This is a genomic window from Roseateles puraquae (assembly GCF_002205845.1).
Classification (GTDB): domain Bacteria; phylum Pseudomonadota; class Gammaproteobacteria; order Burkholderiales; family Burkholderiaceae_C; genus Pelomonas; species Pelomonas puraquae.
Map to the genome: position 1 here is coordinate 527,780 of NZ_NISI01000005.1, position 24,814 is coordinate 552,593.

The 24,814-nt window shown below is 69.2% G+C and carries 24 protein-coding genes; 15 read left to right on the plus strand and 9 right to left on the minus strand.

The window, feature by feature from the left end:
- The first annotated feature begins 75 nt into the window (after positions 1–75).
- Entirely contained in the window at positions 76–2,037 is a 1,962-nt protein-coding gene (locus CDO81_RS14865) for a S9 family peptidase (RefSeq protein ID WP_088483997.1), read from the plus strand.
- Between the two features lie 11 nt (positions 2,038–2,048).
- Complete coding sequence (locus tag CDO81_RS14870; protein WP_088483998.1) at positions 2,049–2,240, plus strand: hypothetical protein; 192 nt, start codon at positions 2,049–2,051, stop codon at positions 2,238–2,240.
- Between the two features lie 23 nt (positions 2,241–2,263).
- Here CDO81_RS14870 and CDO81_RS14875 read toward each other — a convergent pair whose 3' ends face one another.
- Positions 2,264–2,740, minus strand: a complete 477-nt coding sequence (locus CDO81_RS14875; RefSeq protein WP_088483999.1) for a chemotaxis protein CheW — start codon at positions 2,738–2,740, stop codon at positions 2,264–2,266.
- Positions 2,741–3,020: 280 nt separating this feature from the next.
- On the opposite strand from CDO81_RS14875, the gene CDO81_RS14880 reads away from it, so the two are divergent.
- From CDO81_RS14880 to CDO81_RS14905, 6 genes are all read left to right on the plus strand, one after another.
- Positions 3,021–3,395, plus strand: coding sequence for a response regulator transcription factor (locus tag CDO81_RS14880; RefSeq protein WP_088484000.1), 375 nt, complete (start codon positions 3,021–3,023; stop codon positions 3,393–3,395).
- Between the two features lie 14 nt (positions 3,396–3,409).
- Complete coding sequence (locus CDO81_RS14885) at positions 3,410–4,165, plus strand: HD-GYP domain-containing protein (protein ID WP_241517011.1); 756 nt, start codon at positions 3,410–3,412, stop codon at positions 4,163–4,165.
- A gap of 24 nt (positions 4,166–4,189) precedes the next feature.
- Complete coding sequence (locus CDO81_RS14890) at positions 4,190–4,987, plus strand: ABC transporter substrate-binding protein (RefSeq protein WP_088484001.1); 798 nt, start codon at positions 4,190–4,192, stop codon at positions 4,985–4,987.
- A 29-nt stretch (positions 4,988–5,016) separates the two neighbouring features.
- Positions 5,017–7,503 carry an ATP-binding protein gene (locus CDO81_RS14895; RefSeq protein ID WP_158218291.1) on the plus strand — a complete coding sequence of 829 codons (2,487 nt, stop codon included), beginning with the start codon at positions 5,017–5,019 and terminating at the stop codon, positions 7,501–7,503.
- Between the two features lie 65 nt (positions 7,504–7,568).
- Positions 7,569–8,324 (plus strand): winged helix-turn-helix domain-containing protein, encoded by a 756-nt coding sequence (locus tag CDO81_RS14900; protein ID WP_088484003.1) that lies wholly within the window; start codon positions 7,569–7,571, stop codon positions 8,322–8,324.
- A complete protein-coding gene (locus CDO81_RS14905) occupies positions 8,324–10,411 on the plus strand; it encodes a PAS domain S-box protein (protein WP_088484004.1) in 2,088 nt (695 codons plus the stop codon). The genes CDO81_RS14900 and CDO81_RS14905 overlap by 1 nt, the downstream gene beginning before the upstream one ends.
- A gap of 6 nt (positions 10,412–10,417) precedes the next feature.
- Here CDO81_RS14905 and CDO81_RS14910 read toward each other — a convergent pair whose 3' ends face one another.
- Positions 10,418–13,804 (minus strand): putative bifunctional diguanylate cyclase/phosphodiesterase, encoded by a 3,387-nt coding sequence (locus CDO81_RS14910; RefSeq protein ID WP_088484005.1) that lies wholly within the window; start codon positions 13,802–13,804, stop codon positions 10,418–10,420.
- Positions 13,805–13,834: 30 nt separating this feature from the next.
- On the minus strand, positions 13,835–14,641 hold the full coding sequence (locus tag CDO81_RS14915) for a Crp/Fnr family transcriptional regulator (RefSeq protein ID WP_241517012.1): 807 nt from the start codon (positions 14,639–14,641) through the stop codon (positions 13,835–13,837).
- A 164-nt stretch (positions 14,642–14,805) separates the two neighbouring features.
- Between CDO81_RS14915 and CDO81_RS14920 the strand changes: the two genes are divergently transcribed.
- Positions 14,806–15,300, plus strand: a complete 495-nt coding sequence (locus tag CDO81_RS14920) for a Rossmann-fold NAD(P)-binding domain-containing protein (protein WP_088484006.1) — start codon at positions 14,806–14,808, stop codon at positions 15,298–15,300.
- A 6-nt stretch (positions 15,301–15,306) separates the two neighbouring features.
- Here the strand turns inward: CDO81_RS14920 and CDO81_RS14925 are convergent, their stop codons facing one another.
- A complete protein-coding gene (locus CDO81_RS14925; RefSeq protein WP_088484007.1) occupies positions 15,307–15,861 on the minus strand; it encodes an NUDIX hydrolase in 555 nt (184 codons plus the stop codon).
- A 34-nt stretch (positions 15,862–15,895) separates the two neighbouring features.
- Between CDO81_RS14925 and maiA the strand changes: the two genes are divergently transcribed.
- Positions 15,896–16,531, plus strand: coding sequence for a maleylacetoacetate isomerase (maiA, locus tag CDO81_RS14930; protein WP_088484008.1), 636 nt, complete (start codon positions 15,896–15,898; stop codon positions 16,529–16,531).
- A complete protein-coding gene (locus CDO81_RS14935) occupies positions 16,521–17,258 on the plus strand; it encodes a purine nucleoside phosphorylase YfiH/LACC1 family protein (protein ID WP_088484009.1) in 738 nt (245 codons plus the stop codon). Before maiA ends, CDO81_RS14935 begins: the two co-directional genes overlap by 11 nt.
- Here the strand turns inward: CDO81_RS14935 and CDO81_RS14940 are convergent.
- Positions 17,178–17,444, minus strand: coding sequence for a hypothetical protein (locus tag CDO81_RS14940; RefSeq protein ID WP_088484010.1), 267 nt, complete (start codon positions 17,442–17,444; stop codon positions 17,178–17,180). The two genes, CDO81_RS14935 and CDO81_RS14940, sit on opposite strands and share 81 nt — an antisense overlap.
- 174 nt (positions 17,445–17,618) lie before the next feature.
- On the opposite strand from CDO81_RS14940, the gene phaC reads away from it, so the two are divergent.
- From phaC to phbB, 3 genes are read left to right on the plus strand one after another with little or no spacing between them, the layout of a single operon-like run.
- Positions 17,619–19,229, plus strand: coding sequence for a class I poly(R)-hydroxyalkanoic acid synthase (gene phaC / locus CDO81_RS14945; protein ID WP_241517019.1), 1,611 nt, complete (start codon positions 17,619–17,621; stop codon positions 19,227–19,229).
- A 19-nt stretch (positions 19,230–19,248) separates the two neighbouring features.
- Positions 19,249–20,433, plus strand: a complete 1,185-nt coding sequence (locus CDO81_RS14950) for an acetyl-CoA C-acetyltransferase (protein ID WP_088484012.1) — start codon at positions 19,249–19,251, stop codon at positions 20,431–20,433.
- 39 nt (positions 20,434–20,472) lie between these two features.
- Positions 20,473–21,210 (plus strand): acetoacetyl-CoA reductase, encoded by a 738-nt coding sequence (gene phbB, locus CDO81_RS14955; RefSeq protein WP_088484013.1) that lies wholly within the window; start codon positions 20,473–20,475, stop codon positions 21,208–21,210.
- Positions 21,211–21,271: 61 nt separating this feature from the next.
- Here the strand turns inward: phbB and CDO81_RS14960 are convergent, their stop codons facing one another.
- The 4 genes from CDO81_RS14960 to CDO81_RS14975 form a co-directional block, all read right to left on the minus strand.
- A complete protein-coding gene (locus CDO81_RS14960; RefSeq protein WP_088484014.1) occupies positions 21,272–21,745 on the minus strand; it encodes a hypothetical protein in 474 nt (157 codons plus the stop codon).
- A gap of 142 nt (positions 21,746–21,887) precedes the next feature.
- A complete protein-coding gene (locus CDO81_RS14965; protein WP_158218292.1) occupies positions 21,888–22,706 on the minus strand; it encodes an NAD-dependent epimerase/dehydratase family protein in 819 nt (272 codons plus the stop codon).
- Positions 22,707–22,716: 10 nt separating this feature from the next.
- A complete protein-coding gene (locus CDO81_RS14970; protein ID WP_088484016.1) occupies positions 22,717–23,157 on the minus strand; it encodes a thiol-disulfide oxidoreductase DCC family protein in 441 nt (146 codons plus the stop codon).
- 74 nt (positions 23,158–23,231) lie between these two features.
- Positions 23,232–23,825 (minus strand): GbsR/MarR family transcriptional regulator, encoded by a 594-nt coding sequence (locus tag CDO81_RS14975; protein WP_088484017.1) that lies wholly within the window; start codon positions 23,823–23,825, stop codon positions 23,232–23,234.
- 107 nt (positions 23,826–23,932) lie between these two features.
- On the opposite strand from CDO81_RS14975, the gene CDO81_RS14980 reads away from it, so the two are divergent.
- Positions 23,933–24,748, plus strand: coding sequence for a TIGR00266 family protein (locus CDO81_RS14980; protein WP_088484018.1), 816 nt, complete (start codon positions 23,933–23,935; stop codon positions 24,746–24,748).
- Positions 24,749–24,814: the final 66 nt, after the last annotated feature.

Here is a 24,814-nt window from a genome sequence, read left to right on the forward strand (position 1 = left end):
CCGCTTCGTCACAACCCGGATGGGCTGGCGGGGCGGTGCTGGCTAGAGTCGGCGCCTTCATTCACTGGAGACGCCATGAGCCGACCCCTGCTGACCCTTGTTGCCTCCCTGGCCCTGCTGACGGGCGCCCCTGAGGCGGCCTTGGCCGCCGACAAGCCCGTCGCGGCGGCCTTGGCCGCCGACAAGCCCGCCGCAGCGGCCAAGGCCCCGCGCCCGGCCAAGCGCTACACCATCGAGCAGTTCATGGCCACGGTCAACATCGGTGGCGCCAGCTTCTCGGCGGACGAAAGCCGCATCCTGTTCCACAGCAACGAGACCGGCATCTTCAACGTCTACGCGATGCCCGTGGGCGGCGGCAAGCCGGTGGCGCTGACCACTTCCAAGACCGACAGCCACTACGCGGTGAGCTTCTTCCCGGAAGACGACCGCTTCCTCTACACCCGCGACCAAGGCGGCAATGAGCTCAATCACCTCTACGTGCGCGAGCTCGACGGCAGCGAGCGCGACCTCACGCCCGGTGACAAGCTCAAGGCTTCGTTTGCCGGCTGGAGCGGCGACGAGAGCGCGTTCTATGTGACGACCAACGAGCGCGACCCCCGCTTCTTCGACCTCTACCGCTACGACGCCAAGACCTACGCGCGCAGCCTCGTGTTCAAGAACGAAGGCGGCTGGGAGGTGGCCGACATCAGCCGCGACGGGCGCTGGCTGGCGCTGGCCAAGGTCAACACCACGGCAGACTCCGACGTGCACCTGGCTGACCTGCACACCGGTTCGGTCAAGCACATCTCGCCGCACACCGGCGTGGCGCAGTACGCGCCGCAGGACTTCACACCCGACGGGCGCGAGCTGCTGATGACGAGCAACGACGGCGGCGAGTTCACCCGCGTCATCGCCTACGACATCGCCACCGGCAAGACCCGCGAGGTCGAGAAGGCCGACTGGGACGTGGCCTACACCGCCTTCTCGCGTGACGGCCGGCACCGCGTGACCGGCATCAATGCCGATGCCAGCATCGCGCTGCGCCTGTATCGCGACGGCAAGCCGATCGCGCTGCCCAAGTTGCCCGGTGGCGAAGTGCGCGGCGTGACCTTCTCTCGCAGCGGCAAGCGCATGGCGTTTTACGTGAACGGTGACCGCTCGCCCAACAACCTCTTCGTGGCCGAGGTCGGCGCGAGTGCGGCGCCGAAGCAACTCACGCAGAGTCTGTCCAAGGAGATCGACCCGGCGGAGCTGGTGGACGCGAGCATCGTGCGTTTCAGGAGCTTCGACGGCATGGTCATTCCGTCGGTCTTCATGCTGCCCAAGGAGGCCTCCCCGACGCACAAGGTGCCGGCGGTCGTCTGGGTTCACGGTGGCCCGGGCGGGCAGACGATGCGTGGCTATTCGGCGCTGATGCAGTACTTCGTCAACAACGGCTATGCGGTGCTCGGCATCAACAACCGCGGCAGCTCGGGCTATGGCAAGAGCTTCTTCACGGCCGACGACGGCAAGCATGGCCGCGAGCCGCTGTGGGACTGTATCGAGGCCAAGACCTTCCTGGCCTCCACCGGCGTCATTGACCATGAACGCATCGGCATCGTCGGCGGCAGCTATGGCGGCTACATGGTGCTGTCGGCCATGGCCTTCCGGCCGGAGGCCTTCAAGGTGGGCATCGACATCTTCGGCGTCAGCAACTGGCTGCGCACGCTGGAGAGCATCCCGCCCTACTGGGAGAGTTTCCGCAAGGCGCTCTACCAGGAGGTGGGTGACCCGGTGAAGGACCGCGATTTCCTGATGGCGACGTCACCGCTCTTCCATGCCAAGGAGATCAGGAAGCCGCTGATGGTCATCCAGGGCGCCAACGACCCGCGCGTGATCAAGCCCGAGAGCGACGACATCGTTGCGGCCGTACAGAAGAACGGCGTGCCGGTGGACTATCTCGTGTTCGACGACGAGGGCCACGGGTTCTCCAAGAAGAAGAACACGCTGGTGGCCAACCGCCGCATGGTCGAGTTTCTCGACAAATACCTGAAGCCGGTCGGTCAGCCGACCCGGTAAGGAGCCGCGCGATGTTCAGTTTCCTGCTGTGGTGCCTGCTGTTCGTGATCTGCTGGCCGCTGGCCTTGCTGGCTCTGGTGCTGTGGCCCCTGGTGTGGCTGATCACCTTGCCCTTCAGGTTGCTGGGCATCGCGGTGGATGGCGCCTTCGCGTTGCTGCGTGCCCTGGTCATGCTGCCAGCGCGGGTGCTGGGCGGGCGGTAGCCGCGGCCGCGCTCGGCCGGTGCTCAGAGCTCGCCGAGCAACAAGACCAGGTCCACCAGCAGCAGCAGACGCTGGCCCTCGGCGCCGTCGACCTGGGCGAGGCCGACGATGAAGTCGCTGTCCACCTGGGGACCGAGGCTCGGGCGGGGTTGGATCTGCTCGGCGCTGAGCGCGACCACGTCTGACACCGCGTCCACCACCAGGCCCACCGTGCGGTGATCCACATTGACGACGATGGTGACCGTGTTGGTGCCGCTTTCGGCCGGGAGGCCAAGCTGGCGGCGCAGATCGACGATGGGCACGATGACGCCGCGCAGGTTCATCACGCCCAACACATGCGCAGGCGCGTTGGCGATGCGGGTGGCGGGCTCCTGTCGGCGGATTTCCTGCACGGCCAGGATGTCGATGGCGTAGGCCTCCGCGCCGAGGCGGCAGGTCAGCACCTCACGCGGTGCGGCGGTCTCAACGGCTTGCTGTTCGATGACGGAGAGGGCGGTCATGGCGAGACTTGGGTTGGTTATGTGATAGATTTGATATCAAATCGACCAGATTTGCTCGGGGCAACCCTTGGTTTGGCGTGGAATCCATCACTTCGAAGCGACTCTCGGCGCGGGGGCAGGCGGGCGGCGCTGGCCTCGCGAGAGATCCGTTGAGACGGTCACAGCGCAGGAATCGAGAACTTTTCGAGCCTCCGGCGGGAAACATGAGGCCCTGCGCTAGCCAGGGCATTCGATAAAACTGATAATTTCCAGCATGCCATCTGATCGCAGGAAGCGCATCATGAAAAAGATCCTGATCGTCGACGACCACGCGGACATCCGCCGCCTGATCCGCATGACGCTGGAGTTCGAGGACTACGACGTCCGCGAAGCCGCCGATGGCGAGGCCGCCCTGGCGCTGGCGCAGGACTTCCAGCCGGACCTGGTGCTGCTGGACGTGATGATGCCGGGCGACATCAACGGCCTGGACGTGTGCCGGCGCCTGCGTGCCGCCGAGGCGCCGGGCCGCGGGCCGCGGGTCATCATGCTCAGCGCGCGCGGCCAGGCCAGTGATCGCGAAGCCGGCTTGCAGGCGGGCGCCGACACGTATCTCGTCAAGCCCTTCAGCCCGCTGCAGCTGATCAGCTGCATCGGCGAACTCTGGGCTGCCGCCTGACCATGGTGGCCCTGATGAACCCGGTCGATGCCGCAGGCGCCGACCGCAGCTTCGACGATGCCGCCTCGGCGCAGATGGAGCGCATCGTCCAGGACCTGGGCCGCATGTACCACGAGCGCAATGAGGCGCTGCGGGAGGTCACGCGTGCTCACCACGAGGCCCTGCTGCGCCTGGCACTCGCAGCCGACTACCGCGACGACGACACCGGCGTGCACATGGTGCGCATTGGCTACCTGGCCGAAGCGCTGGCCCTGCTGCTGGGTGAGCCCGAGGGCTTCGCCCGCATGCTGCGCCGCGCCGCACCCATGCATGACGTGGGCAAGATCGGCATCCCTGACGCCATCCTCAAGAAGCCCGGCGCCTACACACCCGACGAGCGGGCGCAGATGAACCAGCATGCGCAGATGGGCGCCGACATCCTCGGCCGCTCGCGCGTGCCGCTGTTCCAGCTCGCTGCCGAAGTCGCGCTGACCCATCACGAACGCTGGGACGGCAGCGGCTATCCGCGCGGGCTGGTGGGCGAGGCGATTCCCATCTCGGGCCGCATCGTCGCGGTGGTGGACTTTTTCGACGCCCTCACGATGGACCGCTGCTACCGCAAGGCCTTCAGCGACGAGGTTGCGCTCGGCATGCTGGTGCAGCAGCGCGGCGTGGCCTTCGACCCGCGCATCGTGGACGCCTTCTCCCACCAGGTGCACGACATGATCGCGCTGCGAGAGCGCATCAACGCCAATCCGCCCAGCTTCGAGCAACTCGCCGAACTGGCCTGACCTGCCCCCACAAGAGGCCTTGTCATGAGTTTTCTCCGCACCCTCGCGCTGGCGGTCGCCGGCATCGTGTTTGCCGCGCAGGCGGCGCCTTTGCAGGCCCAGACGCTGGAGCGCGTCAAGGCGGCCGGCAAGTTGCAGGTCTGCATCTGGCCCGATTACTACGGCATCACCTACCGCAACCCGCGCACCCAGCAGCTCGGCGGGATCGACATCGACCTCTCCGCCGAACTCGCCCGCGACCTGGGCGTGTCGCTGGAGTACGTCGAGACCTCCTTCCCGCAGCTCGCTGCCGACGTGAACGCCGGCCGCTGTGACGTGGCGATGTTCGCGGTCGGCATGCTGCCCGCGCGCAAGGAGGTGCTCGCCTTTACGGAGCCCTATCTGCAAAGCGACATCTACGGCGTCACCAACCGTGCCAGCCGCACGGTGCGGCAGTGGTCAGACATCGACCAGCCCGGTGTGCTCGTGGCCGTGCAGGCCGGCACCTTCATGGAGCCCGTCATGCGGGATGCGCTGAAGCAGGCGCGCATGGTGGTCATCAAGCCGCCGGCCACCCGGGAGCAGGAGCTGGAGGCCGGCCGTGTGGATGTCTTCATGACCGACTACCCCTACAGCCGCCGCCTGCTCGACAACGCCGACTGGGCCCGCCTGGTGTCGCCGCCCAAGCCCTTCTTCGTGCTGCCCTATGGCTACGCCGTCAAGCGCGGTGATGCCCGCTGGCTCGCACGAGTCGACGAATTCGTGGCGGCCATCAAGCGCGATGGCCGGCTCATGGCGGCTGCCAAGCGCCACGGCCTGGCAGAGATCGTCGTCATGCGCTGAAGGCCATGGGCGCCAGGCCATCCCGGTCCTTGCTCGGGCGCGCCGGGCTGCTGCCCAAGCTGCTGTCGGGCCTGCTGGCCCTGGCCGTGCTGGCGGCCAGCGTCGGCATGGCCGCCTTCGAGCGTCGTGAGACGCTGGAGACCGCGCTGGACCGCGCCGAGCTGGTGGCCCTCACGCTGGAGGATCACGTCACCCGCACGGTGGATTCGGCGGCCCTCATCCTGCGCACCCTGGGTGAGGGCATTGCCAACCAGGCCTCGGCCGACCCCGCGCGGCTGCAGCCGCTGGTCACGCAGAGCCTGATCAGCAGCCTGCCCTTCCTGCGCAGCGTGGCGGTGCTGGACGAGCAGGGGCGGGTGCTCGCGAGTTCCATCCCGTCGGAGCAGGGCGTGCGCGTCGCGCTGGACCGTCTGGGCCGCCGGCCTGGGGTGGGGCGGGAGCAGCTGCAGGCCCTGCTGCCCGGCCGGAGCCTGGCTGACCTCGGCCAGGCCAGCGGTGCGCCACGTGCCGCGGGTGTCGGCATGCTGCCCCTGGTCCGCACGGTGGCCGGGCCGGGTGAGCAGAAGCTGCTGCTGGTCGCACTCATCAACCCGGGGGCGCTGGCCAACTTCCAGCAGGGCGCCTTGTCTGAGCAGGGCAGCGTGGCCTTGCTGGCGAGCCTGTCGGGCCAGCTGATTGCCGCCAACGACCAGCTCTCGCTGGAGCCTGGCGCGCAGATCGCGGGTCATCCGGTGTTCGCCGAGTGGCTGCCCGAGCGGGAGCATGGCGAGTACTTCGGCGCTGGCGCGCAGCCGGGTCGGCAGGCCGTGGCCTTCCGGGCGTCTCGCACGCGGCCGTTGGTGGTCGTGGTCGAGTTGGCGGAAGACATGGTGCTCGCCACCTGGCGTGAGCGCGCGAAGTGGCTGGCCAGCCTGGCGGTGCTCGGCCTGGCGGCGATAGGCGGCGGCCTGGCCGTGGTGCTGCGCGAGACGGCGGCGCGCGAACGGGCGCGCCGTGCCCTGCATGGCGCCCATGAGCAGGTCGCCCTGCGCGAGCGCGAGCTGAGCGTGCTGCTCAAGAGCGTGCAGGAGCTGATCTTCCGCACCGATGCCGAGGGCTGCATCACCTTCGTCAATGCCCGCTGGGCAGCCCTGAGCGATGCCGGCATCGACAGCGCGCCGGGCCGGCGCTTCAGCGAGCTGGCCTGCCCGCAGGACCGTGAGCGCGCGGCCGCGCTCTTCCGGCTGGACGACCGGGCCGGCGCCCGCCAGGCGCAGGTCTGCATTCCTGCGGCGCAGGGGCAGCCGCGGCATTTCCAGCTCGCGGTGGTGCCGCTGCATGGCGAGGGGCGCATCATCGGTTTCGCCGGCAGCGCGGTGGACGTGAGCGAACGGGTGGCGGCCGATGAGCAGCTGCAGCACCAACTGGCCTTCACCGGGCTGCTGCTCGAACTGAGCCCCTTGCCGGTGTCGATGTTCGACACCGAGGGCCGCTACGTGATGGTGAACCCGGCCTGGGAGGAACTGGTCGGGCGTTCGCGCGCCGAGGTCATCGGCGCGCCGGTGGGAGAGCTGCTGTCGCCCGAGGATGTGCGCCTGCACACCGAGCAGGACACACGGCTGATGGATTGCGGTGGCCGCCTGAGCTATGAAACGCAGATCCCGCACCGCGACGGCTCGCGCCGCGACATGGTGGTCACCAAGGTGCTGGTGCCCGGCAGCCCGCATGGGCCGGGCGGCATCCTGTGCACGCTGATGGATGTCAGCGAGTTCCGCGACGCGGAGCGGGCCACGCGCGACGCGCGCGACGCGGCCGAGGAGGCCTCGCGCGCCAAGTCGGAGTTCGTGGCCAACATCAGCCATGAGCTGCGCACGCCGCTGCAGGCCATCCTCGGCTTCTCGGAGCTGGGCTTCACCCGCGGCCAGGCGCACCCGAAGCTGGCCGCCATGTTCACCGACATCCACAGTTCCGGCCAGCGCATGCTCGCGCTGGTGAACGACCTGCTGGACGTGTCCAAGATCGAAAGCGCCGTGGGCACCTTTGACCTGGAGCGCTGCGACCTGCGCACCGTGCTGCAGGGCGTGCTGCGCGAGCTGGACCCGCTGCTGGGCCAGCGCGGCCTGCGGCTGCAGCTGCAGCTCTCCGATGCGCCGCTGTCGGCCAAGGTCGACCCCGGGCGCATCCACCAGGCCATCCGCAACGTGGTCGCCAATGCGATCAAGTTCTCGCCGCAGGGTGGGTTGCTGCAGGTGCAAGCCATCGCCACCAGCCCCGACGAGTGCACCCTCAGCGTGGCCGACCGCGGCCCCGGCATCCCGGCGGATGAGCTCGAATCGATCTTCGAGGCCTTCGTGCAGTCCAGCACGACCAAGGACGGCTCGGGCGGCACGGGGCTGGGCCTGGCCATCAGCCGCAAGATCGTGGAGGTGCACGGCGGCAGCATCCGGGCGGAGAACCGGGCCGAGGGCGGCGCCATCTTCCGCATCCGCCTGCCGCTGCGTGCCGCGGGCGACTCGCATCTCCTAACGGCGTACTGACTCGGCGCCCTGGAACGGTGCAAGAATGCCCGTCACGCCACTCACCTGCCTCGCACCCGCCCGCCGTGACCGCCCAGCACATTGCCGTAGTCGACGACGAAACCGCCATCACCGAGCTGCTGGCCCACTACCTCGCCACGCACGGCTTCCGCACGACGCAACTGCACTCCGGCCGCGACCTGATGGCCCTGATGCCCAGCGACCCACCGGAGCTGGTGCTGCTGGACCTGGGCCTGCCCGGCGAGGACGGCTTTGCCATCGCGCGCCAGCTGCGCGAGCACTGGCGCTGTGGCCTGGTCATCATCACCGGCCGGGGCGATGCGGTGGACAAGGTCGTCGGCCTGGAGGTCGGCGCGGACGACTACGTCACCAAGCCCTTCGACCTGCGTGAGCTGGTGGCGCGGATCAAGGCGGTGCTGCGACGCATGGAACCGCCGACGCTCGCGGCGGCGGCGCCGGTCCCGGCCGCCTCGCCGGCAGCGCCCCTTGCGCCGTCGGGTCCGGCGCTCGGCTTCCTCGGCTGGCGGCTGGATCTGGCGGCACGCCGTCTCGACGACCCCGCCGGGGCCGAGGTGCGGCTCACCACCGGCGAGTTCGAGCTGCTCGCCACGCTGGCCCAGCATGGCGGTCGGGTGCTGTCACGTGACTTCCTGCTGGAGCAGACCCGCGGCCGCGAGGCGGCGCCGTTTGACCGCACGATCGACGTGCAGGTGGGGCGGCTGCGCAAGAAGCTGGAGGCCGACCCCGAGAACCCGCAGATCATCAAGTCGGTGCGAGGTGCAGGCTACATCTTCATCCCGCCCGTCGGGCCGGTGGCCTGATGACCACCGCTTCGCCCGCAGGCGCGCCCCCGCCGGTCATCGACGACCTGGGCGTCTATCGCTCGCTGTTCTCTGCCGCGGCCGACGGCCTGTTGCTGGTCGACCCCCAGGGCCAGATCGTGCTGGCCAACCCCTCGGCCGCGCAGTTGCTTGGCTACGCGCAACACGAGCTCGTCGGCCTGCCGGTGGATGCGCTGGTGCCCGACAGCATCCGGCCCCGCCATGCCGCCTATCGCGAGGCCTATGGCCAGGCCCCCCGGCCACGCCCCATGGGCACGCAGATGGAGCTGGTGGCGCGCCGCAAGGACGGCAGTGAGGTGATGGTGGAGATCGCGCTGAGCCCGCTGCAAAGCCACGGCCGGCCGTTCGTGGTGGCCGCCATCCGCGACATCGGCAGCTACCCCCGCGTGCGCCAGGCGCTCACGCGCGCGCGGCACAGCGAACACCTGGCCCAGCTCGGCCGCCTGGCCGTGGACGAGCGCGACCCACAGAAGCTGCTGATGCGTGTGCCCGAGCTGGCCGCGCAGGCGCTGGAGGCGGAGTTCTCGAGCGTCATGCTGCTGGAGCCCGACCGGCGCTCGCTGCGGGTGGTCAGCCGTTGCGGCCACTTCGCGTCGGCCCCGCTCGGGGCCTGCTTGCCCAACGACCCCGGGACCGCAGCCGGCCACGTGATGTCGCGTGGCGAGCCGCTGCGGGTGGATGACCTGTCGCGCGAGCAACGCTTTGCTGTGCCGCAGGCCGATCTGGAGGCGGGCATGGCCAGCCTGCTGGCAGTGCCGCTGTTCGACCGAGGTCGCATGACGGGCGTGCTGTGCGTGCGGTCGCGCCAGTTGGCACATTTCGGTGACGACGAGACCCGCTTCCTGCAATCGTTGGCCAACCTGCTCGCCACGTGCCTGCAGCGCGCCCAGAGCGAAGAAGCCCTCAACCACGCGCAGCGGCTGGAGAGCGTGGGCCAGCTGACGGGCGGCATCGCGCACGACTTCAACAACCTGCTCACCGTCATCCAGGGCAACCTGCAGGTGCTGGAAGAACTCCCCGCGCTGGCCGACCATGCCTTCGGCCAGCAGCTGGTGAGCGCCGCCACCCGCGCAGCCCGGCGCGGCGCTGAGCTGACCAGCAAGTTGCTGGTGTTCTCGCGTCGCCAGGTGCTGCAGCCGACGACGGTGGATGTCGGCCTGCTGCTGCATTCGCTGGCCGACATGCTTCGCCGCACGCTGGACCAGCGCATCACCATCAGCGTGGAGCTGCCCGCCGCGCCGGCGGCCCTGGCGGTGCTGGCCGACCCGGGGCAGCTGGAGTCGGCCCTGCTCAACATCGCCATCAACGCGCGTGACGCCATGCCCGAGGGCGGCACGCTGCGTTTCAGTGCCGGGCCGGCCGGTGTGCTGCCGGCGCAGGTGCGGCGCGAGATCGATGACCCGAGTGCGCTGGACGAGCGCTTCCTGCGCATTGCCATCGCCGACAGCGGCACCGGCATGCCGGAGGCAGTCAAGGAGCGCGCCTTCGAGCCCTTCTTCACGACCAAGCAGGCTGGCCGCGGCACGGGCCTTGGGCTGAGCACGGTGTATGGCTTTGCAAAGCAGTCGCGCGGCGCGGTCACCATCGACTCGACCGTGGGCGCGGGCACGACCATCGCGCTTTTCCTGCCGCGCCCCTGGGACGTGGCCCCGGCGCGCGAGGAGGTGGCCACCGGCACCGACACGCTGCCGCCAGGCCTGAAAGTGCTGATGGTGGAAGACGATGCCGAGGTGCGCGCGGTGGCACGGCAGTTCCTCGACGCCCTGGGTTGTGATGTGACGACCTGCGCCAGCGCCGAGCAGGCGCTGCTGCTGTTGACGCCCGAGGCGCCCTTCGAGTTGCTGCTGACCGACATTGCCCTGGGCTCGGGCATGCGTGGCACTGAGCTCGCCGGCATCGCCCAGGCCCGCCTGCCGCAGCTGGCCATCCTGCTGATGTCGGGGTTCTCGGCCGACCTGCTCGAGGCGGACCAACAGGCGCCGCCGAGCTGGGAGCTGCTGCAGAAACCCTACTCGCGCGCCGAGCTGGCCCAGGCCATGGCCCGCGCGCTGGCGGCGGCGGGCTGACGCGCGTCAGCCGCGCGGCTGGGACAGCATCGCCTGCAGCGACTCCGCCGGTGCCGGGCGACCGAAGTGGTAGCCCTGCATCTCGTCACAGCCCTGGCGCAGCAGGTGAGCACGCTGGGCCGGGGTCTCGACGCCCTCGGCCACCACGCGCAGGTGCAGGCGGTGGGCCAGGCCGATGACCGCGTCCACCAGGGCTTCGCCGTCAGGCACTTCGCCGATGCGACGCACGAAGGATTGGTCGATCTTCAGGGTGTCGATCGGGAACTGGTGCAGATAGGCCAGGCTCGAATAGCCGGTGCCGAAATCGTCGAGCGAGATCTTGACGCCCAGCCCGCGCAGCCGCTGCAGCATCGCGGTGCCTTGCTGTGGGTTGCTCATCAGCATGCCCTCGGTGAGCTCCAGCTCCAGCAGTTCGGCGTCGATGCCGTGGCGCTGCAGGGCGGCGGCCACGACGGTGTCGAGGTCGCCCGCCGCAAACTGCCGCGCGGCGACGTTGACGGCGACGCGCACCACCGGCTGGCCGGCATCCAGCCACTGTCGCAGCTGGCGGCAGGCGCGGTCGATGACCCAGGCGCCGATGTCCAGGATCAGGCTGCTCTGCTCGGCCAGCGGAATGAACTGCCCCGGTGGCACGAGTCCTGATGCGCCGCGTTGCCACCGCAGCAGGGCCTCGGCACCCACCACCTCACCGGTCTGCGCGGCCACCTTGGGTTGGTAGTGCAGCAGCAGTTCCTCGCGCTCGATGGCACGGCTCAGGGCCGCCTCCAGCTCGAGCTTGGCCATGGCCTGGGCATGCATGTCGCCGGTGTAGAAGCAGTAGCGGTTGCGTCCCAGGTCCTTGGCCCGGTGCAGGGCCGCATCCGCGTCGCGCAGCAGCTCCACCGCAGTGGGGCTTTCGCTGTCGGGGAACAGGCTGATGCCGATGCTGGCCGTCAGGTAGGCATCGCGGCCGCAGGACAGGGCCACCGGCTCCGACACCGCGGCCAGCACGTCGCGCGCGATCTGGCCGAGGTCGTCCGCCTGCGCGGCGTTCTCGATGATGAGCAGGAACTCGTCGCCACCCAGCCGCCCGAGGCAGTCCTTGTGGCGCAGCCGGGCCTGCAGTCGCTCGGCCACGCAGATCAGCAGCTCGTCGCCCGCGGGGTGACCCAGGCTGTCGTTGACGGTCTTGAAGCCGTCCAGGTCGATGACCATCAGGGCCGGGCGGGCCTCGCGTCGCCTGGCGCGGGCCAGGGCCTGCTCCAGGCGGCGCTGCAGCTGGGCGCGGTTGGGCAGTTTGGTCAGCGGGTCGTTGTGGAACAGCCAGTCGGCCTGGGCCTCGCTGTCCTTGATGCGGCTGATGTCGGTAAACACGCCCACGTAGTGGGTCACCGGCCCGTCGTCGTTGCGCACCGCGCGGATGGTCAGCCACTCGGGGTAGATCTCGCCGTTCTTGCGGCGGTTCCAGATCTCGCCTTGCCAGTGGCCGGTCTGGTTCAGCAGCGTCCACATCTGCTCGTAGAACGCGCGACCGTGGCGGCCGGAGTGCACCAGGCGCATGTTGTCGCCGATGGCCTCCTCGGCGGTGTAGCCGGTGATCTGGCTGAACGCACGGTTGACCGACTGGATATAGCCCAGCGGGTCGGTCACGATGACGCCGTCGCGGATGTCGTCGAAGGCGGTGGCCCATTGCTGCATGCGCTGCTGCAGGTCCCGCCGCGCGGTGATGTCACTGGAGATGCCATAGACGCCGATCACCTGGCCGGTGTTGTCCACGAGGCGCCCCTTGGTGCAGGCATAGATGCGGTCGCCCTGGGCAGTGGCAAGCTGCATCTCCAAGCTGACGGGTTGTTCGGACCGGGCCACGGCGGCCACGTCGCCCAGCAGGTGGTGCACCTGGTCCGGTGCCGGGATGTCCCGGGCTGTCTTGCCGATCAGCGTGGCGGGCGCCCGGCCCAACAGGCGGCCGAGTTCCCGGTTGGCGAACAGGTAACGCCCCTGCAGGTCCTTCGCGAAGATCAGGTCGCTCGACGAGTTGGCGATGGCCTCGGCGATCTGCCAGGCGCGTTCCTTCTCGGCGTGGTCCGCGGCCAGGCGGGCAGCGGTCTGCTGCTCGCGCCGGCGCAGCGCCACGAACACCACGGCGCCGGTGATCAGCACGGCCAGCACGTCGACCAGCAGCAACAGGGCTGCGCCCGATGCGACGCCTTCGCCATGCAGGCTGTCGCGTGGGACCTGGACCACCACGAACCAGGGCGAGCCGGGCAGCGGCAAGGCCACGGCAGCGGTGGGCTCGCTGGTGCGGCCGGCGTGGGCCAGGGGCAGGCCGTTGAGCAGCGTGCCGGCCAATGCCGGGTTGGCGGTCAGTGCAGCCAGGCTGGTGTCACCCGGCGGGCTGTTGGTGATGCGCACGAGGGGTGTGTCGCTGCCGCCCAGCCCCACGGCCAGCAGGCCCTTCGGGCCCGGGCGCACCAGCAGCGTCTCGGGCGCACCGAATCCAGCCCCTGCGAGCAACTGCGGCAGCAGTGAGCGTCGCGGCTCCGTGCGCAACACCAGGACCAGGTCGGCATGCCCATCGCTGCCCAGCAAGGGCACGAGCAATTCAAAGCGCAGGCTGTCGGCCAGGCCTGGGCGGGCGAGGAAGTCGCTGCCCGACACCCGGCCCTGTTGCAGCGCCATGAGGGCCGCGTCCACCACGGCGGGGTCGAGGTCGGCCGGGCCGTCGTCGGCGTTCAGCACGGGGTGGCCTTGGGCGTCGAGCATCAGCGCGGCGCTGTAGTGCCCTGAGGCGAGCAGCATCTGGAGTTGGCGGCGCAGCGCGAGGGTGGCGGCTTCGTCCTGTGTGCGGCGCCAGCGCAGCAGGCTGCCGCGCAGCGTGGGGTCCGCGGAGAGTTGGCGTGCCTCGCGCACCCGGCGATCAATCCAGCCCTGCACGAGGTTGGCCTTGGCCTGGGCCTCACGGCGCAGCCGTTCGACGTGCTCGGCGTGGTCGCGGCTGGCATTGCTGGCGTAGCTGACCAGGCTGGCGGCGACGATGGCGACGCACGGCAGCGCGAAGACGCCCATGAGCCGCAGCGGTCGTTCATGGGCCGCCAGGTCGCCGAGGTCAGGCGACGTCGGCGGAGCCACGGCGCGTTGCCGGCGTGCGGCCACGAGATAGATGAGGCTGCTGGTCAGCAGCACGAAGGCGATGCCCTTGCCCTGGGCGAGGGCCGACAGCGTGGCCAAGTCCGCGCTGGCTTGCTGCAGCAGCCGGTCGGACAGCAGGATCCACAGCATGCCGAAGGCGGCATACACCAGGGCCAATGCCAGTGGCGTGGCCATGAACTGGCGCAGGCCCTGGGCGGCGGCGCTCGCCGCCTCGCCCGTGCCTGGCTGTGGGGTGTCCAGATCCGGGGCGGAGGCTGCATCCATGAAAGGGGCTTTCAGCAGGCGGCTGGCAGGTCAGTGCAGGCCGGCCGGCGCATCGCGGCGCTCGACGTAGGCGGCCAGCGCCGGGAAGTCGGGGATGCAGATGTCCCGGCGGCTCTTTTCGTTGAACGCGATCAGCTCGGCGCGCGCCAGACGCGACAGCACGCGGCTGACGGTTTCGAGCGTGAGGCCGAGGTAGTTGCCGATCTCGGCACGGGTCAGGCGCAGGCTGAACTGGTCGGCGCGCAGGCCGCGAGCCGACAACGACTCGGCCCAGTAGTGCAGGAAAGCCGCCACGCGGGCGTCGGCCGGCAAGGTGCAGATCGTCATCAGCGAGTCGCGGTCGCGCAGGATCTCGTTGCTCATCGCCTCATGCACGATGGCCATCAGCGCCGGGTGCGTGATGCAGGCCTGCAGCAGCGCGTCGTAGCGCACCGTCCACACCTCGGCGGTGTCCAGCGCGATGGCGTCGCAGCCGTAGACGCCATGAGAGATGGCGCTGAAACCCAGCCAGTCGCCACGGAAGCGCAGGCCCACGACCTGCTCGCGGCCGTCGCTGGACAGGCTGACCAGCTTGAAGAAGCCGGAGTTCAGGATGTGCAGGTGCTCGAATCGGTCGCCGGCGCGGTAGATCACGTCGCCAGCGTGCACGATGCGGCGCTTCGGTTCCAGCGCCGTGGCGATCAACTGCAGGGCCTCGGCAATGCGCTGACCGGTGCTGTTGCGTGCCACCTCCCGGGAGCCGACGACGGCCGCGGGGCGGGCGTTGAAGGCGGGGGTGGTGCGCGTCGTGGCGAGGGTCTGCATGGCGTTCTCCGTGGGGCGTTCGATGGAGGTCATGCTAGGGAGGGCTTGCCAATGGACGAGCAATGCGGGACATCGCTCGGTAGCGCTGCGTAACAGTCCGTGAACAGAAGGTGACCGGATAAGTACCAGCAAACCAGATCCCCCCGGGTTGACTTTCATCAAGGCTCGGCGAGTTGCGCTCGCTACGCTGACAAGCCATGTGTTCACAGGCCAACGACGGCGCTGTCGGCGTCGATTTCCAGCAACCCGCCCTGGCGGCAGCCCTGCTGCGCCAGGCTGGCGCGCTGGCGCGGGCCGGCGGGGCCGCAGCCCCGTTGCTGGCAGGCAAGCAACTCGCTCTGGTGACGCCTGACGGAGCGGACGCCGCGGCCACCGCCTTCATCGAGGCGGCCAAGGCGCTGGGCGCCCGGGTGTCGTCGGTGCGCGCCGGGTTGGACGATGCCAGCAGCGACGAGCAGGTCGACAACACGGCCCGCATGCTCGGCCAGCTCTACGACGCCGTGGAGTGCCAGCACTTGCCGGTGTCCCTCGTGCGGCGCATCGCGCGCAGCGCCGGCATCCCGGTGTTCGCGGGCCTGGCCACGCCTGCTCATCCGACGGTGGCCCTGGTCGCTCAGCTGGAGGGCGAGGCGAGTCTGGCGCTCAAGCGCCGCAGCGTGCTGCAGGCCGCCCTGCTCGTGACGCTGAACTGACGCCGCTCAGGCCACGTCGATCTCACGCAGCGCGTAGCTGCCGCCCCGGGCCCGGTCCTCGAAGAAGCAGCGCAGGGTCTCGCGCGTGGTCTTGAAGGCGAGCTCCTCCCAGGGGATGTCGGCCTCCGCAAACAGCCGCGCCTCCAGCGATTCGGGCCCCGGGTTGAACTCGGGCGAGCGCAGCCGCGCGCGGTAGAAGAGGTGGATCTGGCCCACGCGCACGACGTTCAGCACGGTGTACAGCGGCCCCATCTCGACATCGGCGCCGGCTTCTTCCTGCGTCTCGCGCAGGGCGCCCTCGGCGGTGGTCTCGCCCAGCTCCATGAAGCCGGCCGGCAGTGTCCACAGCCCGTGGCGCGGCTCGATCGCGCGGCGGCACAGCAGTACGCGGCCGTCAGCCTCCCACACCGGCAGCGTGCCGACGACGTTCAGCGGGTTCTGGTAGTGGATGCTGTGGCAGCTCGGGCAGACGGCACGTTCGCGGTTGTCGTCGGCGGGGATGCGGTAGTCCACGGCGGCGCCGCAGTTCGGGCAGTGCTTGAAGCGGGCGGGGAAGGGCATGCGGCCGAGTTTATAGAGGGTGAGAATCCAGGCCATGAAGCTCTACAACTACTTCCGCTCGTCGGCCTCCTGGCGGGTGCGCATCGGCCTGGCGCTCAAGGGCCTGGACTACGACTACGCGGCCATCCACCTGGCGAAGAACGAGCAGTTCGCCGAGCCCTTCGCCAACCGGCAGGTCTCGCACCTGGTGCCCGCACTGGTGCTGGACGACGGCGCCTGGCTGAGCCAGTCCATGGCCATCCTCGAATACCTGGACGAGACCCATCCCGAGCCGCCGCTGCTGCCGCGCGACCCGCTGGCGCGGGCGCAGGTGCGCGCGCTGGCGCAGGACATCGGCTGTGACATCCACCCGCTGAACAACCTGCGCGTGCTGCGCTACCTGAAGAACGACCTGGGCCAGGACCAGGCCACGGTCGACCGCTGGTACCACCACTGGGTCGCGACAGGCCTGGCCATCGTGGAGCAGCGCCTGGCGGCCACGGCCGGCGCCTTCTGCTTCGGTGACACGCCGGGCCTGGCGGACTGCCTGCTCGTGCCGCAGGTCTACAACGCCGAGCGATTCAACTGCCCGCTGGAGGCCTACCCCACGGTGATGCGCATCAATGCCGCCTGCCTGGCCCATCCGGCGTTTGCCCAGACGCACCCGAGCGTGTGCCCCGATGCGGCCTGACGCGGCCTGGTTGCGGCCGGACTGGCCCGAGGAGGTCGACGTCACGGCCTTCATGACGACGCGCGGCCCCAACTACGGCCGCAAGGCCGGCGATCCGGCCGAGGTGCGCGCCCAGCGCGAAGCTTTGCAGCCGCTGCTCGGTGCCCGGCCCATCTTCCTGGATCAGGTGCACGGTGCGGCCGTGGTGCAGCTGCGGCCCGAGTGGCATGACGACAACGCCCCGGCGGCCGACGCTGCCGTGTCGACCGACCCCGATCTTGCTGTCGCCATCCTCGTGGCCGACTGCCTGCCGGTGCTATTTGCTGCTCCCGGCGGCGTGGCCGGCGCCCATGCCGGCTGGCGCGGGCTGGCGGCGGGCGTGCTGGAGAACACCGTGGCAGAACTCTGCCGTGCGGCCGGTTGTGCGCCCGGTGAGGTGCGCGCCTGGCTGGGTGCGTGCATCGGACCCGAAGCGTTCGAGGTGGGCGCCGAGGTGGTGAGGGCCTTCGGGCGCGAGGCCGTCGCACACGACCAGGCGGGCTTTCTCTACCGCCCCAATCCCGAGCCTCGCTGGCGCGCGGACCTGCCCTTGCTGGCTCGCCAACGCTTGAACGCTGCCGGTGTCACCCAGATCAGTGGCGGCGGCTGGTGCACGCTGACCGATGATTCACGCTTCTTCTCGTTCCGCGGCGAGGCCCTCGGCCGACCTCGGGGCCGGATGGCCGCCTGCATCGCGTTGCGCGGCTAACTCATCGGCCTGGCGGCGCCGCTTGCGGCCCGGCGTGCCGAGGATGTACATCAAGAGTCCCAGCGGGAGCACGCCATACAGCATCAACGTGACGAAGGCGCCGAAGAGCGTGCCCTGCGGGCTCAGCGCTTCGGCGGCGGCCATCATCAGCGCGACGTAGCCCCAGGCAATGGCAACGAGGTACATGTGTCATGGGCGCGTCAGCGCGCGCGGTTACAAAGCCGCATCAGCGGAATGTGGCAAGCTTATTGCAACGGACCGAGACAACACCGCTGACGCGGGAGTTCCGAGGAAGACATGGCCACTCGCAAGAAGAACGATGCGCCGCCTGCAACGGATGCGCAGCCCTTTGCTGATCTGATGCAGCACATGGCGCATCTCCCGCAGATTTCCCCCGCTGCGCTGGCCGAGTTGCAGGCCGACTACCTGAAGCAGGCGACTGCGCTCTGGAACGCATCGCTCGGCCAGGGCGAGGCGCCGTCCGCAACGGACCGGCGTTTCGCCGCGCCGGAATGGCGATCCAACCCGGCGGCCCATTTCATGAGCCAGCTTTATCTGCTCAATGGCCGCACGCTGGGCAAGATGGCCGAGCAGGTGGAGGCCGACGACAAGACCAAGGCCCGCATCAAGTTCGCCGTGCAGCAGTTCGTGGACGCGGCGTCTCCGAGCAACTTCCTGGCGCTCAACCCGGAGGCGCAAAAGCTCGCGCTGGACAGCCACGGGGAGACCCTGGCCCGCGGCCTGCAGCAGCTGTGGGGCGACGTGCAGCGCGGTCATGTGTCCCAGACCGACGAAAGCGCCTTCGAAGTGGGCCGCAACGTCGCCACGACGGCCGGCAGCGTGGTCTTCGAGAACGCGCTTTTCCAGCTGATCGAGTACACGCCCCTGACGCCGCAGGTGCATGCGCGCCCCTTCCTGCTGGTGCCGCCTTGCATCAACAAGTTCTACATCCTTGACCTGCAGCCCGACAACTCCCTGATCCGTTACGCGGTGGCCGAGGGTCACCGGGTGTTCGTGGTGAGCTGGCGCAACCCCGATGAATCGGTCAAGCACCTGACCTGGGACGACTACGTCGAGCAGGGGGCCATCCAGGCCATTCGCGTCGTCCAGGAGATTTCCGGGCAGGAGCGAATCAACACGCTGGGCTTCTGCGTCGGCGGCACCATCCTGGCCACGGCCCTGGCCGTGCTGGCCGCCCGCGGGGAACAGGCCGCCGCCAGCCTGACGCTGCTGACCACGCTGCTGGACTTTGCCGACAACGGCATCCTGGACATCTTCGTGGACGAAGCCAGCGTGCGCTTGCGCGAGGCCACGCTCGGCCCCGAGGCGCACAACGGTCCGCAATTGCTGCACGGCCAGGAGCTGGCCACCACCTTCAGCTTCCTGCGGCCCAACGACCTCGTGTGGAACTATGTCGTGGGCAACTACCTCAAGGGCGAAGCGCCGCCGGCCTTCGACCTGTTGTACTGGAACGGCGACTCCACCAACCTGCCCGGACCGATGTACTGCTGGTACTTGCGCCACACCTACCTGCAAAACGAGCTGAAGGTGCCGGGCAAGCTGACGGTGTGTGGCGAGAAGCTGGACCTCGGCGCCATCGACTGCCCGGTCTACATCTACGGCTCGCGTGAAGACCACATCGTGCCCTGGCAGGCGGCCTACCGGAACACCCAGCTCTTCAAGGGCAAGCGGCGCTTCGTGATGGGGGCGTCGGGCCATATTGCCGGCGTCATCAACCCGCCGGCCAAGGGCAAGCGCAGCCACTGGATCAGCAAGAGCACCGCGCTGCCGGCCGACCCCGATGCCTGGCTGCAAGGCGCGACCGAACACCCGGGAAGCTGGTGGACCGACTGGTCCGCTTGGCTCGCCTCGCACGCCGGCGCGAAGAAGCCTGCACCCAAGACCCCGGGCAACCGCAAATTCAAGGCGATCGAGCCCGCGCCCGGCCGCTACGTCAAGGTCAAAGCCTGATTATTTTTCTGGAGACACCATGAGCCAACAGGACATCGTCATCGTCGCCGCCGCGCGCACCGCCATCGGCAAGTTCGGCGGCACGCTCGCCAAGACCCCCGCCAGCGAACTGGGCGCCGCCGTCATCCAGGACCTGCTGCGCCGCACGGGCCTGTCGGGCGAGCAGATTGGCGAGGTCATCCTCGGCCAGGTGCTCACCGCCGGCGTGGGCCAGAACCCGGCGCGCCAGGCCGTGATCAAGTCGGGCCTGCCGCAGGCGGTGCCGGCCATGACCATCAACAAGGTCTGTGGCTCGGGCCTGAAGGCCGTGATGCTGGCCGCCCAGGCCATCCGGGACGGCGACAGCGAGATCGTCATCGCCGGCGGCCAGGAGAGCATGAGCCTGTCGCCCCACGTGCTGCCCAACTCGCGCGACGGCCAGCGCATGGGCGACTGGAAGATGGTCGACACCATGATCGTGGACGGCCTGTGGGACGTCTACAACCAGTACCACATGGGCATCACCGCCGAAAACGTGGCCAAGAAGTACGGCATCACGCGCGAGCAGCAAGACGCCCTTGCGCTGGCCTCGCAGCAAAAGGCTGCCGCGGCCCAGGACGCCGGCCGCTTCAAGGACGAGATCGTGCCCTTCAGCATTGCGCAGAAGAAGGGCGACCCGATCGTCTTCGCGGCCGACGAGTTCATCAACCGCAAGTCCAACGCCGAAGCCCTGGCCGGCCTGCGCCCCGCCTTCGACAAGGCCGGCAGCGTGACCGCGGGCAATGCCTCCGGCCTGAACGACGGCGCCGCCGGTGTGGTCGTCATGACCGCGGCCAAGGCAGCAGCCCTGGGCCTCACGCCGCTGGCGCGCATCGCCTCCTACGCCTCCGCGGGCCTGGACCCGGCCTACATGGGCATGGGCCCCGTGCCCGCCGCCCGCAAGGCGCTGGAGCGGGCGGGCTGGAAGCCGGCCGACCTGGATTTGCTGGAAATCAACGAGGCCTTCGCGGCCCAGGCCTGTGCCGTGCACAACGAGATGGGCTGGGACACGAGCAAGGTCAACGTCAATGGCGGCGCCATCGCGCTGGGCCATCCGATCGGTGCCAGCGGCTGCCGCGTGCTCGTCACGCTGCTGCACGAGATGATCAAGCGCGATGCCAAGAAGGGTATTGCCTCGCTGTGCATTGGTGGTGGCATGGGTGTCGCCCTGACGGTTGAACGCTGAAACTCGAATCCCCCACAGTCCAATCACGAGGAGACTTCCATGAGCCAAAAAATTGCCTACGTCACCGGGGGCATGGGCGGTATCGGTACCGCCATCTGCCAACGCCTGCACAAGGAAGGCTTCAAGGTCATCGCCGGCTGCGGCCCGAGCCGTGACTTCACCAAGTGGCTCGACGAGCAGAAGGCCCTGGGCTACACCTTCTATGCGTCGGTCGGCAACGTGGCGGACTGGGATTCCACCGTCGAGGCCTTCACCAAGGCGGTGCAGGAGCACGGCACCATCGACGTGCTGGTCAACAACGCAGGCATCACGCGTGACCGCATGTTCCTGAAGATGACCCCGGAGGACTGGAAGGCCGTCATCGACACCAACCTGAACTCCATGTTCAACGTGACCAAGCAGGTCGTGCCGGGCATGGTGGAAAAGGGCTGGGGCCGCATCATCCAGATCAGCTCGGTCAACGGCGAGAAGGGCCAGGCCGGCCAGACCAACTACTCCGCCGCCAAGGCCGGCATGCACGGCTTCACCATGGCCCTGGCCCAGGAACTGGCCGCCAAGGGCGTGACGGTGAACACCGTGAGCCCCGGCTACATCGGCACTGACATGGTCAAGGCGATCAAGCCCGAGATCCTGGAAAAGATCGTCGCCACCATCCCGGTCAAGCGCCTGGGAACGCCCGAGGAAATCGGCTCTGTCGTCGCGTGGCTCGCTGGTGACGACAGTGGCTTCACCACGGGCGCCGACTTCTCCTGCAACGGCGGCCTGCACATGGGCTGAACGCAGCCTGCATGCGCCGAGCGGCAGCCTCCGGGCTGACGTTGTCGCTTCTGGCTCCGGCTCAGTGCGCGCCGGGCTGGGCGCCGAGGCTGCGGCGGCTCAGGATGGGCAGTTGGCGCAGCGCCGGCCGAGGCCCCTGCGGTGCGGCGGCCACACCGCGTGCCGCCGCATGCGGCCGGCGCTGCCAGTGGTCCAGCGCTTCCATCACCCGCTCCCAGGCCTGGTGGTCGTAAACCACGGCCGAGAAGAGGTTGTCCCGGCAGGGCTGCTGGCGAACCGCGGAGGCCACCAGCTGCCGCAGCGGGCCCGCGGCGGCTTGCATGCAGCTGCGCAAATCCCGGAAGGCCGCGCCCACGCGGTGGAACAGCACCCCGTGCTGCAGCTCGGCGGCTTTGTGCGAGGGTGAAATGACCATCCGCGTGAAGATGCGGGCCCGCCCATCGCCTAGCAGCTCGACGCAGAACTCGCGTCGCCAGCCGGTCAGCGCCTGGTCGGGGGTCAAGGCGGGCATCTGGGATTCGATGTGCAGGTCCATCGGCAAAGTGTCAGCGCCTGCTTGTTTTCTGCCTGTGGTCATCTGTATCGCCGTGCATCCGCATCTCGGGTAGGCGGATGCATCAAGACACAAATCTAGGGGGGCTGCGTTCCGGCGGTTGCCTGTCCGTGCCACCGCAGCGTCAGGTCCAGCCGCCCGCGAGGGCGCCGCGCAGGGGCCGGCCCAGGGGAGAACAGGCGTCGGGGGCGGTGCTGTCCCGCGCCAGCAGGTCCAGGGCAGTGCTGCACCAAGGGCCGAGCGGGAGGCGGTCGCCCAGCCGGGCGCTCAGCCGGCTCAGGGCGTCGGGCAGGTCCAGGAGACGGGCCGGCGCGCGTCCGCTGGCGGCGCGACGCTGCGCAATGAGCTCGGCCACGGTGACGATCTGTGGGCCGACAGCAGTCCAGTCGACGTGGGGCGTGGGCGCGTCCAGCAGCCGGACGAGGCCTTCGGCGAGGTCTTCCACGCGGATGGGTTGAACGTGGCAGCGGGCCACCGCTGAGGGGAGGGGCAGCCAGGGCAGGCGACTGAGCCGCGCCAGCATGCGGCTGCTGACGCCACCGGGCCCAAGCACCAGGCTCGGCCGCACGATGTGCGCCCGACCGGCCAGCGCCACGTCACCGGCCTGCTTGCTGCGCGCATAAGCGCTTGGACCGCCGCACAAGGCCGAGACATGCACCAAACGCCTGATGCCGGCGATCTCGCAGGCAGTCGCCAGGGCGGCCGGCGCGCGGTGGTGCAGCAGGTCAAGCAGGTCGCGCACGCCCTCGGCCTGGTCGCGCAGGCAGCCGGCCGTGTAGATCACGCCGTCCATGCCGGCCAGGGCGCGGGCCCAGGCCTGTGGCGTGTCCCAGGCCGTGACGGGGCGCAGTGCCGCCGGCACCGCCTCATGGCCCGCGGCGATGAGGGCCTGGCAAACATGGCGGCCGATGAAACCGCCCGCGCCGATGACGAGGATGCGCATGGCGGTCCTTTCAGCGTTCCGGGCGAATCCGGCAGGTGCCGTCCGGGGCGCAGCGGCCGGTGTGCAGGTGCGTGGCCGCCAGCAGCCAGCGTGGCAGGTGATAGCGATTGCGGGCCAGCCACGCGTAAGCCGGCCGCGCCAGGCGGGCGATGACGGGATGCTCAAGCGCAGCGGCCAGGCGCCGGTGGCCCGTGGCGGCATACACCGCCTGGATGGCTGGCACGCCGATCAGCCACTGGCCGGCCGCGTCACGCACGTGCAGCAGGGCCATCAGGGCCTCCCGGGGCACGCCCAGGGCCTGGGCATCGAAGCCGGGGCGCGAAATGTCGACAAAGCCCAGCCGGCCCTCACGGTTGGCCCGCATCAAGAAGGCCATTTCGCTGCTGCACAGCGGGCAGTCGCCGTCGTAGTAGACGGTGTGGGTGGTGCGTGGGGTGGTGGTGGCGTTCATGGCTGTTATTTCTGTTGAAAGAGAAACTAAGGGGCCAAAAAAGAGGCCGTCGCGGCCTCGTCAGGCTGTGGGCGTCATCCCATGGGCGGCATGGGCGGAGTGACCGGGAAGACGGACGCGGCTTCGGCTGCCGGCGCTGCGGGCTCGGCCGGACGCACGAAACGCTGCACCTGCGCACCCAGCCGCAGGATCTTCTCCAGCGTGGCCGGGCTCAGGCGCAGCATCTCGTCGCTCCAGCTGCCCAGCGTCTGCATCAGCGCCAGCGTGCTGCGCAGACGGTCCTGCAGGGCAGGCGATTCGTTCTCGAGCCCCGGATCAGCGGCCAGCTCGCGCAGCAGCGCCACCGTGGGGTCGAACTCGCGTTCCTTGCGCTCCCTCACGATGGTGCGGAAGAGCTCCCACACGTCGCCCGAGGTTTCGTAGTAATCGCGTCGGTCGCCGAGCAGGTGGGTCACGCGGATCAGTCGCCAGTTCAGCAGCTCCTTCAAGCTGTTGCTGACGTTGGAGCGGGCCAGCACCAGGGTGTCGGCGATGTCTTCCGCATGCAGGGGCTGGCCATGCACATAAAGCAGGGCGTGGACCTGGGCGACGCTGCGGTTCACGCCCCAGTTGGCGCCCATCTCGCCCCAGTGGACGATGAATCGGCGGCTGATGTCGGTGAGTTCCATGGCGCACAGCGTACGCCGCCTGAAATTTCTGTCAAGAGAGAAATTAAAGGTGGCCCGCTGCCGCGTGGCTATCATGCGGCCCGTTTTTGGTCCGTCAGGAGAGCCACATGGCCATGGATGTTGTTGACTACGAAATCAAGGGTGCCGAGATGCAGTTTGTCGAGGTCGAGCTCGACCCCGGCGAGGCGGCGATTGGCGAGGCCGGCTCGATGATGTTCATGGACGCGGGCATCACCATGGACACGGTGTTCGGCGACGGTTCGGCCAGCCAGGGCGGCTTCTTCGGCAAGCTGCTGGGCGCCGGCAAGCGCCTGATCACGGGCGAGTCGCTCTTCACGACGATCTACACCAACCAGGGTGCCGGCAAGCTGCGGGTGGCTTTCGCGGCGCCTTACCCCGGCAAGATCCTGCCGATGGATCTGCGCCAGCTCGGCGGCATGCTGATCTGCCAGAAGGACGCCTTCCTGTGCGCCGCCCGCGGCGTGTCGCTGGGCATCGCCCTCCAGCAGAAGCTGTCCACCGGCTTCTTCGGCGGCGAGGGCTTCATCATGCAGAAGCTCGAGGGCGACGGCCTGGCCTTCGTGCACGCAGGCGGCACCGTGGTGCGCCGTACGCTGCAGCCCGGCCAGACGCTGCTCGTGGACACCGGCTGCGTGGTGGCCTACACGCCGGGCGTGAACTTCGAGATCCAGTACGTCGGCAAGATCAAGACGGCACTGTTCGGTGGTGAAGGCCTGTTCCTGGCCAAGCTCACTGGCCCGGGCGAGGTGTGGCTGCAGAGCCTGCCGTTCTCGCGCCTGGCTTCGCGCATCTTTGCCGCGGCGCCGCAGACGGGCGGCGGTGGCCGCGAGGAAGGCTCCGTGCTTGGCGCCGTGGCGGGGGGCGGCCTCCTGGGCGGTCTGCTGGGCGGTGACAACGACTGAGCCTGCGCGCACCTTGACCTGGGACAGGGGCCGAACAGGTCGGCCCGATAAACTCGGGTTCTTGAG